Origin of the sequence: Bacillus sp. UNCCL81, assembly GCF_900112535.1 — a bacterium.
Classification (GTDB): domain Bacteria; phylum Bacillota; class Bacilli; order Bacillales; family Bacillaceae_G; genus Gottfriedia; species Gottfriedia luciferensis_B.
This window is the reverse complement of sequence record NZ_FOMF01000002.1, coordinates 937,013-953,545: the sequence shown is the minus strand read 5'-3', so window position 1 is coordinate 953,545 and position 16,533 is coordinate 937,013. Positions and strand designations below refer to the sequence as shown.

Annotated in this window: 17 protein-coding genes; 12 read left to right on the top strand and 5 right to left on the bottom strand. The window is 31.4% G+C overall.

Annotated elements, in window-relative coordinates; genetic code table 11:
* The first annotated feature begins 93 nt into the window (after window positions 1-93).
* From BM319_RS04690 to BM319_RS04640, 11 genes are all read left to right on the top strand, one after another.
* A complete protein-coding gene (locus tag BM319_RS04690) occupies window positions 94-1,269 on the top strand; it encodes an alanine racemase (RefSeq protein ID WP_069032458.1) in 1,176 nt (391 codons plus the stop codon).
* The gene (locus BM319_RS04685) at window positions 1,257-2,564 is read left to right on the top strand and encodes a D-arabinono-1,4-lactone oxidase (RefSeq protein ID WP_091021420.1); all 1,308 of its coding nucleotides are present in this window, start codon (window positions 1,257-1,259) and stop codon (window positions 2,562-2,564) included. The genes BM319_RS04690 and BM319_RS04685 overlap by 13 nt, the downstream gene beginning before the upstream one ends.
* 279 nt (window positions 2,565-2,843) lie before the next feature.
* Window positions 2,844-3,692: an iron uptake system protein EfeO gene (gene efeO / locus BM319_RS04680; protein ID WP_069032459.1), complete on the top strand. Its 849-nt coding sequence runs from the start codon at window positions 2,844-2,846 to the stop codon at window positions 3,690-3,692.
* Window position 3,693: 1 nt separating this feature from the next.
* A complete protein-coding gene (gene efeB, locus BM319_RS04675; RefSeq protein ID WP_069032460.1) occupies window positions 3,694-4,944 on the top strand; it encodes an iron uptake transporter deferrochelatase/peroxidase subunit in 1,251 nt (416 codons plus the stop codon).
* Window positions 4,945-4,953: 9 nt separating this feature from the next.
* On the top strand, window positions 4,954-6,666 hold the full coding sequence (locus BM319_RS04670; RefSeq protein WP_069032461.1) for an FTR1 family iron permease: 1,713 nt from the start codon (window positions 4,954-4,956) through the stop codon (window positions 6,664-6,666).
* A 242-nt stretch (window positions 6,667-6,908) separates the two neighbouring features.
* The gene (gene msrA, locus BM319_RS04665) at window positions 6,909-7,427 is read left to right on the top strand and encodes a peptide-methionine (S)-S-oxide reductase MsrA (protein WP_069032628.1); all 519 of its coding nucleotides are present in this window, start codon (window positions 6,909-6,911) and stop codon (window positions 7,425-7,427) included.
* Window positions 7,428-7,542: 115 nt separating this feature from the next.
* Entirely contained in the window at window positions 7,543-8,982 is a 1,440-nt protein-coding gene (locus BM319_RS04660; protein WP_069032462.1) for an MDR family MFS transporter, read from the top strand.
* 25 nt (window positions 8,983-9,007) lie between these two features.
* Window positions 9,008-9,943, top strand: coding sequence for an EamA family transporter RarD (rarD, locus tag BM319_RS04655; RefSeq protein ID WP_069032463.1), 936 nt, complete (start codon window positions 9,008-9,010; stop codon window positions 9,941-9,943).
* A 36-nt stretch (window positions 9,944-9,979) separates the two neighbouring features.
* Window positions 9,980-10,456, top strand: a complete 477-nt coding sequence (gene ybaK / locus BM319_RS04650) for a Cys-tRNA(Pro) deacylase (RefSeq protein ID WP_069032464.1) — start codon at window positions 9,980-9,982, stop codon at window positions 10,454-10,456.
* 22 nt (window positions 10,457-10,478) lie between these two features.
* On the top strand, window positions 10,479-10,739 hold the full coding sequence (locus tag BM319_RS04645) for a DUF1294 domain-containing protein (RefSeq protein ID WP_069032465.1): 261 nt from the start codon (window positions 10,479-10,481) through the stop codon (window positions 10,737-10,739).
* 229 nt (window positions 10,740-10,968) lie between these two features.
* Complete coding sequence (locus BM319_RS04640; protein ID WP_069032466.1) at window positions 10,969-11,268, top strand: SMI1/KNR4 family protein; 300 nt, start codon at window positions 10,969-10,971, stop codon at window positions 11,266-11,268.
* 519 nt (window positions 11,269-11,787) lie between these two features.
* On the opposite strand, the gene BM319_RS04635 is transcribed toward BM319_RS04640, so the two are convergent.
* The 5 genes from BM319_RS04635 to BM319_RS04615 form a co-directional block, all read right to left on the bottom strand.
* Window positions 11,788-12,090, bottom strand: coding sequence for a hypothetical protein (locus tag BM319_RS04635; protein WP_069032467.1), 303 nt, complete (start codon window positions 12,088-12,090; stop codon window positions 11,788-11,790).
* A 76-nt stretch (window positions 12,091-12,166) separates the two neighbouring features.
* On the bottom strand, window positions 12,167-13,390 hold the full coding sequence (locus BM319_RS04630; protein ID WP_069032468.1) for an MFS transporter: 1,224 nt from the start codon (window positions 13,388-13,390) through the stop codon (window positions 12,167-12,169).
* A gap of 363 nt (window positions 13,391-13,753) precedes the next feature.
* A complete protein-coding gene (locus tag BM319_RS04625) occupies window positions 13,754-14,773 on the bottom strand; it encodes an ABC transporter permease subunit (RefSeq protein ID WP_069032469.1) in 1,020 nt (339 codons plus the stop codon).
* Window positions 14,770-15,648 (bottom strand): ABC transporter permease subunit, encoded by an 879-nt coding sequence (locus BM319_RS04620; RefSeq protein WP_069032470.1) that lies wholly within the window; start codon window positions 15,646-15,648, stop codon window positions 14,770-14,772. Before BM319_RS04620 ends, BM319_RS04625 begins: the two co-directional genes overlap by 4 nt.
* A gap of 25 nt (window positions 15,649-15,673) precedes the next feature.
* On the bottom strand, window positions 15,674-16,006 hold the full coding sequence (locus tag BM319_RS04615) for a hypothetical protein (protein ID WP_069032471.1): 333 nt from the start codon (window positions 16,004-16,006) through the stop codon (window positions 15,674-15,676).
* 335 nt (window positions 16,007-16,341) lie between these two features.
* On the opposite strand from BM319_RS04615, the gene BM319_RS24560 reads away from it, so the two are divergent.
* On the top strand, window positions 16,342-16,479 hold the full coding sequence (locus BM319_RS24560; RefSeq protein ID WP_175403443.1) for a hypothetical protein: 138 nt from the start codon (window positions 16,342-16,344) through the stop codon (window positions 16,477-16,479).
* Window positions 16,480-16,533: the final 54 nt, after the last annotated feature.

Sequence of the window (16,533 nt, the reverse complement as noted above, 5' to 3'; positions counted from 1 at the left end):
TTACATAGAGCGTATTCTATGTAATTTTTTTTATTCTTATTAAATAATTTATTGCATAAATTAATAATAAAATGCTACGGGATAGGTGAATAAATGGTCGATCGATCGGTATTTTCTAAATTGTCTATGCCATGTGCTTTTTTAGATTGGGATGCTTTTGTTCAAAATGTGGATGATATTGCAGCTAAATCAAACGGTAAGAAAATACGAATTGCTACAAAATCAATTCGTAGTGTACAAGTTTTAAAATATATATTAGAGAGCAATGATTGTTATGAAGGGCTAATGTGTTATAACCCCCATGAAGCAGATTTTCTTGCTGAAAATGGATTCGATAATTTGTTAATTGGTTATCCAACAGTTGATGTAATAGGATTAAATAAAATTGCATTACAAATAAAAAAGGGTAAAAAAATCATTTGTATGGTGGATCAGACTGAACAAATTAGTATGATTGAAAAGATTGCAGCAAAAAATGAGATTGTTATTCCACTTTGTATCGATATAGATATGAGTACATCATATTATGGGTTTCATTTTGGAGTTAGGAGGTCACCAATAAAAGAACCTAGAGATTTAGTACCTCTACTAACCCATATTTTGCAATCATTGAACGTCCGCTTAGAAGGAATTATGGGATATGAGGCGCAAATTGCGGGTGTTGGTGATGACGCTAAAAATAAGTTTATTAAAAATAAAATAATACAGTTTTTAAAGACGAAATCATTAGGTGAAATAGCGAAAAAACGAAGAGATATTGTTAAATACATTGAAAAGGATGGCTACCATCTTGAGTTTGTAAATGGTGGAGGAACTGGAAGTCTTCATTCGACGACAAAGGAAAAAGTGGTTACAGAAGTAACAGTAGGCTCTGGATTTTACGCTCCAACATTATTTGATGAATACAGAAATTTTCAATATCAACCAGCAATAGGCTTTGCTTTACCAATCATTCGAAAACCAGCAGATAAGATTTTTACATGCACAAGTGGAGGATTTATCGCTTCAGGTGCTGTAGGAAAAGAAAAATTACCAACTCCATATTCCCCAGATCATTGTACTTTATTACCACTAGAAGGTGCTGGTGAAGTTCAAACCCCAGTTTTTTATTCAGGTCATGAAGATTTAAAAATAGGAGAAGCAATTTTATTTAGACCAAGTAAGTCTGGTGAAATTGCTGAGCGTTTTTCTCATTTATATGTAGTAAGTAAAAATAAGATTATCGACCGGTTCACAACATACAGAGGAGATAGGGGGTGCTTCCTATGAAAAGTATGTTATGGAAAAACTGGTCTGGAAGTGTAAAGTTTAAACCGAATCAAGTATTTTATCCTTCATCGATTGAAGAAGTTGTTAACCTCGTTAAAAAAGCTAACTCGGAAAATAAGAAAATAAGAGTAGTAGGTTCATGTCACTCATTTACTCCACTAATTTCAACAAACGACTATTTACTGTCACTAGATAATTTAAATGGTGTTATTTCTATCAACAAAGAGGAACAAATTGCCGAAGTTTGGGCTGGAACTAAGCTTGAACAATTAGGAAATGAATTATATGAATCAGGTTTTTCACAAGAAAACTTAGGTGATATAAATGTTCAATCGATTGCAGGAGCATTTTTAACGGGTACGCATGGCACAGGAATTGATCACGGAATTTTATCTACGCAAATCGAAGAGATGACAGTAGTATTACCATCTGGTGATCTATTAGATTGTTCAAAGACAAAAAATACAGATATTTATAGGGCAATTGGCGTATCGTTAGGTCTACTTGGCATAGTTGTTAAATTTAAAATTAGGATAAAGCCTGCTAAAACGTATCGTTTTGAGAGTAAAAAAATAAAGATTGATGAAGTTTATAGTAATCTACTAAATTTGAAAAAAGAAAATGAACATTTTGAGTTTTACTTATTCCCTTATTCTGATCAAGTTCAAGTAAAGATAATGAATGAAACTAGAACGAAGAAACATTCATTTAAATTTGAGAAATGGAAGGTAGCAACCATTGAAAATAAAGCATTCTGGTTATTAAGTGAATTTAGTAGAAACTTTCCAAAAAGTAGTTCTCAAATTAGTAAAATAAGTGGTAGCAGTGTTCCAAATTCAAGAATGGTCGGACCGAGCCATGAATTATTTTCAACAACTCGAAATGTAAAATTTAACGAAATGGAGTACAGTATTCCAGCTGAATATATGAATGATGCGACTTTAGAAATACAAGAAGAAATAAAAAATAAACGTTTTAACGTCCATTTCCCAATCGAATGTCGATTCGTACAAGGAGATAATTTTTTAATAAGTCCTGCTTCGATGCGTGATTCAGCGTATATCGCGATCCATATGTATAAAGGAATGCCGCATCAAGACTATTTTAATAGAATAGAAGAAATTCTTCAAAGCTATAACGGCAGACCACATTGGGGAAAAATGCATTCAATGAATTTAGAAAGACTAAATCACTCGTATCCATCATTATCTAACTTTCTTACTATTCGAAGTCAATTAGATAAGAATAATATTTTTGTGAATGCTTATTTAGCGAAATTATTTAAGATTGAATAAAGTTGTTGGTTAGATGACTTGCTGTTAAATAATTTAATAGTATCAGCTGTACTACCTTAATTTATAAGAGGTTAAATTAAAAAGTACGAACATTAAGTGAATAAATTTGGAAAACTCGCTCTAAATAATAGATAGATTTAAAATGACTGAACAAGCTTCAGTCATTTTTTTATGAAAATCTAATTGAAAATATTTATCAATTGTATTATGATAAGTGATGAGAAGAATTATCAATATCAATTACATATATTTAATTTAGATTTTTTCGGGGGTATTTTCATGAAGAAGCAAACTACAATGATCGCAATTTCTCTTGCTACTAGTTTAATGATGGCAGGTTGTGCACAAAAAAGTGAAGAAGCTAGTAACGTAAAAAAAGAATCAAAAGTAGAAGCAAAAATAAATTTAGATTCTGAGATTAATAATTATAGAGATTTCGTTGTATCTCAAACGGAAGAGTTCGTATCAAATACACAGAAGTTCGTTGATGCAATTAATGCAGGAAACATGGCAGAGGCAAAACGTTTATATCCAATTAGTCGTTCATATTACGAAAGAATTGAACCTGTAGCAGAATCATTTGGGGATTTAGATCCAAAAATTGATGCCCGTGAAGGTGATGTACCTGCAAATGAATGGACTGGTTTCCATAAAATTGAGCAAGTTCTTTGGGTTCAAAATACAACAAAAGGTCTTGAAAAATATACAGAACAACTTATGAAGGATGCGAACTATTTAAGAGCAAAAGTAGAAACAGCTGAAATTGATCCTGTATTATTTGTAACTGGTCCTGTTGAATTATTAAATGAAGTATCATCTTCAAAAGTTACTGGTGAAGAAGAGCGATATTCTCATACTGATTTAGCTGATTTTGCAGCTAACGTGGAAGGTTCAGATAAAATCGTTCAATTATTATCAGAAAAACTAAAAGCAAAAGATGCTGATTTAGCTAAAACAATTGAAACTAGATTCAATGATTTAATGACAACATTAAATACTTATAAAAAAGGTGATCAGTACGTTGATTATAAACAGTTAAAAGAAGATGAAGTGAAAAAATTGGCTCAACAAGTAGATGCATTAGCAGAACCGATTTCTCAAGTTGGGTCAACATTAGGGGTTAAATAATATGAAAAAATTAGAAACGAATAAAGTTTCTAGAAGAGATGCATTAAAACTTATTGGAGTTGGTGGGGCTGGTATACTTATTGGTGCAACTGGAATTGAAACAGCTACTGAAAAGGTAACTAATTTCTTTTCACCAGCAAAAGCGGATGCAAGAGAGATACTTCCGTTTTATGGTAAAAAGCAACAAGGTATTACAACTCCTGCTCAAGATTTTATGTATTTGGCGTCATTTAAACTAGAAACTACTTCAAAAGCAGATGTCAAAACAATGTTTAAAAAATGGACTGAAGCAGCAGCTTTAATGAGTGAAGGAAAGGAACTAGGTGATTCAGATTTTCCTTCATCACCACCAATTGATACGGGGGAAGCAACAGGTTTACAACCAATGAAGCTTACGTTTACATTTGGAGTTGGCCCTTCATTTTTTGACCGATTATCAATTCAATCTAGTAAACCATCGGGGTTAAAAGATTTGCCTCATTTCCCTGGTGATGATTTGAGAGAGGAATGGAACGGTGGAGACATCGTAGTTCAAGTTTGTGCAAACGATCAACAAGTTGCTTTTCATGGTGTAAGAAACTTAATTCGAATTGGACGTGGGACTGTTAGTTTAAAATGGATGCAGCACGGTTTCCAACGTTCATCTGGAGCGGATCCATCTGGTAGTACACCTAGGAACCTAATGGGTTTTAAAGACGGTACTGGAAATCCAGATACAAAAGATGAAAAAGAAATGAATTCACATATTTGGGTACAAAATGGCGATGGCCCAGCTTGGCTAACAGGTGGTTCTTATTTAGTTGCAAGGCGTATACGTATCCGTGTTGAGGAATGGGATCGCAGTTCATTACAAGATCAAGAACAAACATTTGGTCGTCACAGATCATCTGGTGCACCAATCGGTGAAAGTAGTGAATTTGCTAAAATCGATTTAAAGAAAACAGATGATAATGGGAAATTACTGATTCCTGCAGATTCACATGTTGCCTTAGCAAAAGGAAAAGGTAAAATTAAAATTTTAAGAAGATCTTATTCATATACTGACGGTCTTGATATCCAAACGGGAAAATTAGATGCAGGCTTACTATTTGTTAGTTTCCAAAGAGATTTAGAAAAACAATTTATTCCTTTACAAGATAAATTAGCGAAAATGGATTTATTGAACGAATACATTGAACATAATGGTAGTGCAGTATTTGCATGCTTCCCTGGGGTTAAGAATGGAAGCTATATTGGCGAAGGATTACTTTAGGTGAATTGCATGAAAAAAAATATATTTTTAATAGCTAGTTTACTATTTTTTAGTTTAATATTTAGTCCGTTTCATAAAACATTTGCTGAAACTGATATCCAGGAACAAGTACTTTCACATATTGGTAACTCTTTAACAGAAGTTAAAAATGGTGAAAAAGATAAAGTAAAAACAGATTTATTAGCGATTAAAGAGTTAATTAAAAATGAGAAAAAAACTTCAAAATTAACTAAACTTGTTGACCAAGCGATTAAAGATATTGATCAAAATGAACTTGCAACAGTAAAAGATGATATTCGCGGGATCGCTTTTGAAACAGAAAAGTGGATCGAAAATACGAATGATAAAAAAGATCTTTCTCAAATTAATCTGACTAAAATAATATTTCATTTAAATAATGTTAAAACTTTATCAAATGAATCGAATTGGGAAAAGGCACAATCAGAGTATAAGCTTTTTGAAATTGAATGGTCAAAAGTAGAAAATGATATAAGAAAAGCAAACAGTGGTTTTTATGGTTCAATCGAAGCTAATATGATTACTTCTAGGTCAACTTTGTTTACTGAAAATCCTTCAATTACTAAAGTTAATGATTCTTTTACTAAATTAATCGATGTATTGAATAATCCAAGTAGTGACGCAACTAAAGAAGTTAGTATTGAGAAAGCTATAAAACTACTCAATCAAACAATCAATTATGTTGGATCAAATGATACAGAGAAAGCACAAGCAACGTTTAATGAATTTATACAAGATTGGCCATATGTTGAAGTAATGGTTCAATCAAATTCAATGGAATTATATAAGAAGATTGAAAATGATACATCCATTGCTTTAACTCAGTTAACTGAAAAGCCTGAATCTGCTACAACGATGAAAACATTAAAACAAATTCAAAACAATTTAAACTTAGCTACGAAGAAAACATCTTATACGATGTTTGATGCAGGGACAATTGTATTTCGTGAAGGTTTAGAGGCTTTAATTATTATTTCTGCTTTACTAGCATTAGTGTCAAAAGGTAAACAAGAATCAGCACGTAAGTGGATCTTTGTTGGTGGTGCTTGTGGTATTTTAGCTAGTTTAGTAGCCGGTTTATTATTCCAGTTCTTATTATCAAAGATCTCAGCTGGAATTAGTAATCAATTAATTGAAGGAATATCTGGTCTTATTGCTGTTGTTTTCATGTTAACAGTTGGGTTATGGTTGCATAAACAATCCCGCCAACAAGAATATGGAAGTAAGATGAAAGAAAAAGCAAAAGCAGCAATTGCTGGCGGAGGAATTCTTTCATTAAGCTTACTTTCATTTTTCGCAGTATTTAGAGAAGGTGCTGAAACAGTAGTATTTTATATCGGTATGAGTTCTTCAATTACAGCGAAAGAATTGATTACTGGTTTTGCAGGTGGAATCATTTTACTTGTAATAATTGGAATTTTCATCTTAAAAGGAAGCAAATTTATTCCTTTAAAGCCGTTTTTTACAATTGCAAGTTTATGTATTTATTACTTGACGTTTAAATTCATTGGTCAAAGTATACATGCATTACAAGGAATTGGCTATTTGCCTGACCATATGAGTACTATTTTTCCAACAATACCTAAATTAGGGATTTATCCTTCCCTAGAAAGTATCATTCCACAACTAATTTTATTACTATTTGTCATTTGGTTGTTCGTTGGAACAAAAGTTAAAAATAATAGTAAGTCAATTGCTGCTTAAAACAGTATAAGAAAACAGGCATAATTGTCCTTCAAATAGACAATTTATGTCTGTTTTTTATCGTCTTTTCACCTTAGTAATAGTCAAATCAGATTGATGGAATTCATTTAATAAAAAATTGGAAAATTATGAGCTAAAATATTTAAAAATTCTTTTAAAAGAGATAAGATAAGATTAAAGAATTAGATAGGTTTTCATAATAATATTATGTAAACTAGGTAAAGTAAGGAGGATTTTTAATGATTCAAAAAGCTACATTTGCAGGTGGTTGTTTTTGGTGTATGGTAACACCGTTTGAGGATTTACCTGGTATACATAGTATTGTTTCAGGTTATATGGGTGGGGAATTAGAAAACCCTACGTATGAAGAGGTTAAAAAGGGTACTACTGGCCATTATGAAGTAGTTCAAATTACGTTTGACGATGAATTATTCTCATACAAAAAATTATTAGAATTATTTTGGCCGCAAATTGATCCAACTGATCCAGACGGTCAATTCCAAGATAGAGGTTCACAATATCGAGCTGCCATATTTGTTCATAATGATTCACAGCTTAAGGAAGCAATGGAATCAAAAGAAAAATTAATTGAAAGTAATATGTTTAAGAAACCGATCGTAACTGAAATATTACAGGCAACCACTTTTTTTGAGGCTGAAGAGTATCACCAAGACTATCATAAAAAAAATCCAAAACACTATAAAGAAGATAGAGCGATGTCAGGAAGAGACGAATTTATTGAGTCAAATTGGAAAAAGTAGGCAAAAAAACAATAGAAGCTCCATTAGAGCTTCTATTATTTTTAAGGGAGATAGGAATATTTATCTATCCTAAAAATTTTCAATCCTTATATCTGCTCTCGAATGGAGGGATACTATGGAAACAAATCGAAGGCTAGTGACGATCGGGTTATTGGTAGCTGTTACATTGTCTGCGATTGAAGGGACGATTATAACAACTGCCACACCTACCATCACTACTGAATTATCTGGTGTTAAGTTGATGAGTTGGATTTTTGCAGCTTATATGTTGGCAATGACTGTAACGACACCCATCTATGGGAAGTTATCGGATTTATATGGTCGCAAAAACTTATTAATGTTTGGCATCATTTTATTTATTTTAGGTTCAGTTTTATGTGGTTTTTCACAAAATATGGGTCAATTGATATTATTTCGTACAATTCAAGGGCTAGGTGCTGGAGCTGCATTACCTTTAACGATGACAGTAATAAGTGATTTATATCCATACCAAGAAAGGGCTAAAGTACAAGGGTATATTAGTGCGGTTTGGGCTGTTTCAAGTGTAATTGGTCCATTAGTTGGAGGATTTTTTGTAGACTTCATTTCTTGGCGTTATATCTTTTTTATTAATTTTCCATTTGGCATCATTTCTATTATTCTATTTTGGAAATATTATCATCAGAAAATTGACAGTAAAAATACAGTTTCAATTGATTATTTAGGGTCCATCCTTTTTATATTCAGTACTTTATCTGCTTTATATGCTTTAGTTGTAGGAGGAGAGCAACATAACTGGACTTCTCCAAATTTACTTTTCCTTTTTGCTTTTGCAATTATTTTATTTGGGTTATTTCTTTTTGTTGAAACAAGAGCAAAAGAACCATTATTACCACTTTCATTATTCAAAATCAGAAATTTAGTCGTAACATATGCAGCAATGTTTATTGCACATGCGCTTCTAATCTCGATCGAGGTATATTTACCAGTTTATAATCAAAGTGTGTTTGGATTAAGTGCAACACAGTCAGGTTTAATGTTAATTCCACTTTCATTCGCTTGGACATTAGGTTCTTTTTTATCTGGTCGTTTCATTAAGAAAATGAAGGCAAGAAATATTATCCTATTAGGGGCTTTCTTATGTATTATAGGTGCCTTAGGTATGAACTTTTTTCATGATTCAAAAATATTAATTTATCCATTTAATGCATTTTTAGGTCTTGGCTTTGGTTTATCTTTTCCAATTTATATGATCCTAATTTCATCAGCAGTAGGAATGAACCAAAGGGGTATTGCAATTGCCGCAAATTCCTTTTTAAATACTTTTTCGCAAACAATTACCGTTGCTGTGTTAGGAACCATTTTTACAATTAAGGCTTCCGAAGTATTGAATGGTCAAAAATTAATCTTAAATGCTCATAATCAAATCAATCATTTATCGACAGTAAAAGCTGTTACGGCTGGTTTTGAAATCATCACTTTATTTATGGCGGTATTTAGTATTATTACGTTTATTTTCGTCTTTTTTTTACCGTCTGAACAATCTGAAGAAAAAAAGGCTGAAATAGCACACTAATATAGAAAAAGAAAGCTGGGAGAGAATGAACAACACACTTAAAGGGATTTTGTACGGTGTACTTGCATATGTGGTCTGGGGAGTCTTACCAATTTATTGGAAACTAATACAAGATATTTCTCCTTTTGAAATATTAACACATCGTATTATATGGTCTTTTGTAACGTTAATACTTTTCATTCTTCTTACAAAAAAATTAAAGCAATTTAAAATTACTTGGAAGCAAGTTGTAAGTAATAAAAAAGTATTCGTTTCAATGATTGCTATTTCACTATTAATTAGTACCAATTGGCTAATCTATATTTGGGCAGTCAATTCAAATCATATTCTTGATGCAAGCTTAGGTTATTATATTAATCCATTAGTTAGCATTATACTTGGTGTAATCGTATTGAAAGAGTCACTGTCTATTTGGCAAATCGTTTCAGTTTGTTTAGCAACAATAGGGGTAGGATATTTAACAATCATGTCAGGTACTTTACCTATCGTAGCAATACTATTATCTTTAACATTTGCTTTTTATGGATTATTGAAAAAGATTTTAAATATCGATTCTTTTTTAAGCCTTACAATTGAAACATTATTAATTTTTCCAGTGGCCTTACTATACTTTGGTTTTCTAGCTTATAAAGGCCAAGCGGGACTTGTAGAAAGTGCACCAATTGAGCAATTATTTATAGTAGGTGCTGGTTTAGTAACAATTATTCCTTTATTGTTTTTCGGTAAAGCAGCCCAATTAATTCCGTATACTTATGTTGGATTTTTGCAATTTATTTCACCAACAATTAGTTTATTAATAGGGATTTTATTATATGATGAAAGTTTTTCAAAGAAAGACTTTATCTCATTTTCATTTATTTGGTTAGCTTGTATCGTATTTGCGGTCTCTACTACACCGTTTATGAAATCAATTGAACAAAAACTTAAAAATCGAAATAAAAAGCAATCAATATCTGCCTAGAAATAGATTATGTATGTAGCTTTGAAAGGAGTAAAAATGGCTGTAAGTAAAACGAATGCAATGAGAATGTTAGATTCAAAAAAAGTTAACTATACAACCTTAAATTATGACTCGAATGATGGAAAGATTGATGGGGTTTCTGTAGCAAATAAAATAAATAAAGATCCTGAATTAGTTTATAAAACACTTGTATCAATCAGTCAATCTAAGGCGATTTATGTATTTGTCATTCCAGTCGAAAAGGAATTAGATTTAAAATTAGCAGCAAAAGCTGCTGGAGAAAAGAAAGTAGAATTATTACCAGTGAAAGACCTTTTAGCAAGTACAGGATATGTTCGAGGTGGCTGTTCACCAATTGGTATGAAAAAGCAATACCCTACTTTTATTGAAGAATCTGTTAATAATATAGAAGAGATTATTGTAAGCGGTGGAAAAATAGGTATACAACTTCAATTGAATGCAAAAGATTTAATACAATCAACTCGTAGCAAAATAGCAAAAATTTCAAAATAAACGAGTCTTATGAGGGATCCAAATGGTAGGGTATTTTATGTTTTATTTAGTAATCGTTAACATTGTTTCATTCGCAATTATGGGAATTGATAAGTCTCGGGCAAAAAGAAAAGCATGGAGAATTCCTGAACGCATATTATTTTTATTTGCAATTATCGGTGGTTCAATTGGTTCAATTTTAGGAATGTATTATTTTAGACATAAAACAAAGCATCCAAAATTTGTTTTTGGTTATTGGATCATCCTATTTATCCAATTCGTTATCTATTTTTTCTTTCTATAATTTAATGGGATAGTCTTACCTTAATTGTATAAAATATTTTTATGACAATTTAAGGAGGCGAAAGAAATGGGACGTGGAAATGGTGGAAGAAAAAATAACGCTAGTCAAAAACAACCAAACTACGAAGATAAATCAAATTTATCTGAATCAAAAAAAGCACAAAAGTAAAAAAGTTAGCCTGTGATCACTTGGTTGATACAGGCTTTCTTATTGGAAGTGGGGAATTTAAATGCAAAGTGAATGGTTTTCAAGAATTAAAGGAATCGGTATAGATGAGGTCTCAAATGAAAATATGACAATCTATTTTATAAAAGAAGAAGAGTTAAATGAGGCTAAAAAGGACTTAAGTAAAAAAATACAATGGCCAGAAAATTGGTTAATAATTGGCTTCGATGACGAAACAGATGATGTTATTTTCATCAACGAGGAATCAGGGGAAGTATGTACTGCCTATGAATTTGAACGGAAATGGGAAGTTGTTACACTGTATTCAAGTTTGAATGAATTCTTAGCTGCTTATGGATATTGAGCTTTAATAAAATGAGGGTGTTCCAAGATGAACCCCTTTTTTTTATGGGAAAACAGTGTACTGCAAATAAAATCTGAAAATCGCAAATAAAAATAGAGAAACCGCAATTAAAAATAGCAATACTATCTTGCAAATAGATGATGAAAAACTAAAAAAACAGCGGACTGCAAATAAATTCTGAATATCGCAAATAAAAATAGCAAAACTGCAATTAAAAATAGAGAACCGCAAATAAAATAAATAATTACCTGTACCAGTAAGGGTATTATAGCCTTAAAATTGAAATAAAGATGATACTTTGAAATTAGAAACTTGTAAATATGCTCTAATTCTTACTAAATTGTATAAAAATCTTTTAATAATCTTTGAAAAAGAGAGATTTAATTAACTATAAATGAAAAGTGCTGTTGAGATACCTCCGATTACTTTTATCAATTTAGATCAGTACTTAAATAATATTATTCTCGAGAACGTTTTATGATAATTTTCCAAAAGGCTCTGTAAAATCTAAACGTTCTATTATTGAACGTGTTCTTCTCCGTTTTCCACATATGATTCTAAAATAACTTTGTTTTTACTTTTGTAATAATAATACGTTTTATCATCATTTTTTAGTTTGATGCTAACCATCCAATTCTTATCTCCTTGTAAATTCGCAATAAATGGTTCACTGGAAATAATGTCATTCTTTGATATGTTCTTTTCCGTTGTTAGATACTTAGTTACACTTTTCTCAACATTTGACTTTTTATATTGAATATAACTAAATCCAATTCCAATGAAAATTATAAAAATTAATACAAACTTTCCTATTTTCTTCATATAAAACCTCCTAAGTGTCACAATAAAAGAGGCGCCCCCGTGTCAGTTAAACTCACTTTTGAGACAGCCTCTTTAATTACATTGATAAATTTTGAGTTTCACTCACTAACTCTGCTTTAGATTTTTTCTCTTTATTCAATAATCTAGCAAGAATTAAAAGCGAAACCGTTCCGAAAATTAAAACCATATATTGTAGACCAATTGTATCTAAAAATAGCCCTGTACTTAAAAGGACGATCTGAAATGTTACCCTGTCATACATACTTCTAAATGAGAAAAGTCGACCATGATATGATTTGTCAATTGAAGTTTGGAAAACAGTTGAACAAACAGGAAAGAAGCAACCAACTGAAAATCCGAAAATTGCAAATGAGATAAGAGTCATCCAATGGTGATCTGCAAAGAAAAGTGATAGCTGAGCAAAAGCTACTAAAAAAGTTGAAAAGTATAATAATTGCTTATTCGTATATTTTTTTGTTAATCGTTTAATGACAAATGCTCCAATCATAAATGAGATACCTTCACTTGTATAGATAAGGCCTTTAACTGAAGGATCATGTTGAATATCACTTATTTCGATTACCATTAAATTAAATCCACCAAGGAAAAGTACTGGCACTAGGTTTAAGATAAATAAATTTAAGATTGTTGGACTTTTTCTTATGAGTGCAAATATTTCAGCAAATCCTTTGTCTGTTTTAGAATTTTTTGTTTTTTCTACATTAATTGCTTTGATCGTAGGTTCTTCAATTCGTAAAAAGAACGTCATTAAAAATAAAAATGCATATGCTAGCATACTCATTCCATATACATTCGTGAGACTAGTTGATACAACTAAAATACCACCAATTGAAGTTCCGGCAATTCTGGATATTGTAGAAATATTCATATGAATCCCATTTAAAGTTAATAACTGTTCGTTTTTCACAATCATTGGTATAACAGCTTGAAGCGCTGGGAAGTAAAATGCGGCAGAAATTTGCAGCATAACTAAAAATAAGACCATGAAAATAATACTTTCGTATTGTATTGCAAAAAACATCAGAATTACACTTAAAGTTCGACCTAAACCACTAATTAATAAAATCCTTTTCTTTGAATATTGATCAATTAACCGTCCAGCCAACGGACCAACAAAAACTCCAGCTAATAAGCCGAAAAAAAGAATTAACGATTTAAAGAAATCTGATGGTACATGTTTTTGCATAAATTCTAAATTTCCGATAATTCCGAACCAAAGACCTATACCGGCTCCAAATTCACCGAACAACACGATCCAAACGTTTCGGTTTTTCCACATAAAAATTTCTCCCCATTTACCCAAAATATAATTCGACAAAAACTATTATCTCATCAATAGTAAAAAAAGACTATGTAAAATCGAAATAAAAAATGAAAAAGTGCAATATCGGATATGATTAATTGGGTTGTTGAAGTGGTGTTTGTTTTACTTAATTGGAGAATAATTGAAGATAGATAGAATACTGAAATTCCATAGCGGCATAAAAGTAAAAAGGTAGAAATTGTGATGAATTTCTATGGCAGGATAGTTCAATAAGATGATTGAAATTATGATCTTAGTCGAGGATAATATAACATTTGTCATCGCCTATAAAAGGATTTGAAATGAAAAAGGAACTTCAAGGGAAGTTCCTTTTATGCTTTACTGAAACTCTTTAATGTTCTTATTCCTTACCACGACATCGACAAACGTAAAGTCGGATTTCTTTATCTGTTTACTCTCTTTTAAAGTTGTTTGCTCAGTCTTTGGAGTAACAACTCTTTCTTCAGCACCTTGCAACATTCTTTTCATTACATTGCAAGCTAATAAAGTAAGTATAAATGCGATACTTGGACCAAAAACAATCCATTGATCAAGCATTAGCTCTTGGTATGAGACACCAATTAAGGAAGACCATTCATTCGTATTAGGTAGTGTGACACTGTTGACAGAATCGAGATAGATTGTTGTGCTACCACCCACAAACACTCGAACTACACCTAAGTGAACAAGTAGTAGTAAGACACTAATCATTTGTTGAACGATCATGAGTAAAATTCTAGAACGTAGAAATGGCATTACGTGTTTTTGAATAATACGAAATTTCGTTGCACCCATCGCTCTGGATGCTGTAATAAAATCTTCTTTGTTAAAATGACTCACTTCATTGCCAATCACTTGAATGAGAGATGGTAATGCAACAACTGTTAGCCAAATAATGATTGAAGCAATATAGGAAAACCCTTTTGTTGCATTATTAAATAGATTCACATCAAAGAACAACATGACAAGAAGAATTGCTGGGATAAAACGGAATGCTCGTTCAAAAGTTGTAAAAAAAGATCTCATCTTTTTCAAATAGATCCCGTAAAAAATCCCGAAACAAACACCTAACCCAACTCGTAAGAAACTGACAAACAAACCAATTAATATGGTGTACTTTGCACCATCAATGACTGACCAAAATAGATTATGACCGAAACGATCGACACCAAATGGGTAATCTAAGCTTGGTGGAAATGGAAGCCCCTTTATCATTTTCCCGTTTCCATCATATAAAAGTTTTGGTGGAGCTTTAATGTGATCCTTTAAAAAGTACGTATAAAGAAAACTGAAGGTTACTAAACCAATTAGAAAAAACAATGAAGCTAGGAAAGGGTATCTCGTCCAACCTTTTTTCATTCAGATTGCTCCTTTCCTGTTAATTTAATCGCGACTACATTAAAAATAGTTTCAATGATAAAAAATGGAAAAAATAAAGTTAGCAAGCAGACGTAAAATACGTCAGGTGTTTTCAATGTTGTATAAAGTAAGTGAAAAAAACCATGTATGTTAAATAAATATTCCACGATTAATAAATTCGATACAAGCAACCAAAACAAAAAGTGGGAATGAGAAAATAGCGTTACAACTACATTTCGTAGGATATGTTTGAAAAGTATCCATCCATTTGACAATCCTTTTGCTTTTGCAAATTCGACATATGTTTTTTTACTTTCTTCTTCGATTGCTAAAAATGTCATTTGAAATAACATGATTCCTGGTAAAATGGATACGACAAGTATTGGTAATACATAGACTTTCTTCAAACCAGCGACAGGATCGACTATGAGTATATTCGTTTTTTTATATAACCAAATGATGAATAATTGAACTGCGAAAATGAATATCACATCTGGAATACTTTGTAAGAGGAATAGCCCCTCTTTAACGACTCTTTGCATTTTGGGTGTTAAAAGATAGGTTACATACGAAAACAAGATTCCTAGTGTGAATGTGCAAATAAAAGAAGATGATAAAATAATAAACGAATAAGTAAACGGTTCTACTAAGTAGCTCCATAATGGTGTTTGCTTTGAAAAGATTCCTATCTGAATTGTCATTTCGTTTAAATGAAGAAAGCTGTGACCAAACGTTTTAATTTGTTCTAAAACAGAATGGAATAGGTCAGCTTTTGAAGTATGTAAGCTAGCTGAAAATGCTACAATGATTCCAATCAAAATGATCGTAAATAGAAGTTGGTAGAATTTTTTCCAGAGATAAAAGCGTATGCTCATTTGATCTTAATCTCACTCCTTTTTTTCAAAATTCTTTCCAGTAATAAGCTAGTGTAATGAGTAAAGAAACGATTGTAAAAGTAAAAGATACCAGTAATGAAAATGATTTTTGAGTTACTGTAAAAGGACTAGCATTCTCACCCGTTATTTTCATACCCGTCTGTGTTTGAGTACTTAAATTAATGCTATTGGATGCATATCCGCTGCCACTACTCGTGAAAAATCGGATAATGATCGTTATTACCAATCCTACAAAAAACGCATAGTCAATCATTTTACCATGCATAAAATCTGAAACAATCCATGTAAGGCCAAACAGAAATCCTAGTGTAATGATTGCAAAAATAAGCTTTTTCAACTTCATCATCCTTTCTAGATTAAAATCTGATTACCTATATTTTAAACCAATCTGGAAATTATTGTAAGAAAAATTAGAATTTAGTGACAAAACAACAGTTTACTATAGCAAAAATAAGTCGATTTAGAATAATACACATCGTTATATGCTAACGTTCTTATACATAAGGATTATTTAATTTAGGTCTTAAAATCTTAAATAGGGCTTTACTTTTTTGATCAAAATAATTTCTATTAAATATTCAAAATACCCCAAGTTACAAAAGTCAATCAAAGCTGTATAATTAGCCTATTATTAAACTAATTAGTAGATAAACTATCAGGAGGATTAATGGTGTGATCAACTGGATAAATCGATTAGGACTGATAATAACAGGGGGGCTTCTATTCGTACAAGTAATGATCACAAATGAAAAAAATAAAGAAAACTTATCGAATGCTGCAGATATAACTGTATACTCAAATGAGTTTTAAGGCTGTATCGGGTTTATTATTACATTTATTTTTGGAGGGTTTATAAAATTTTTG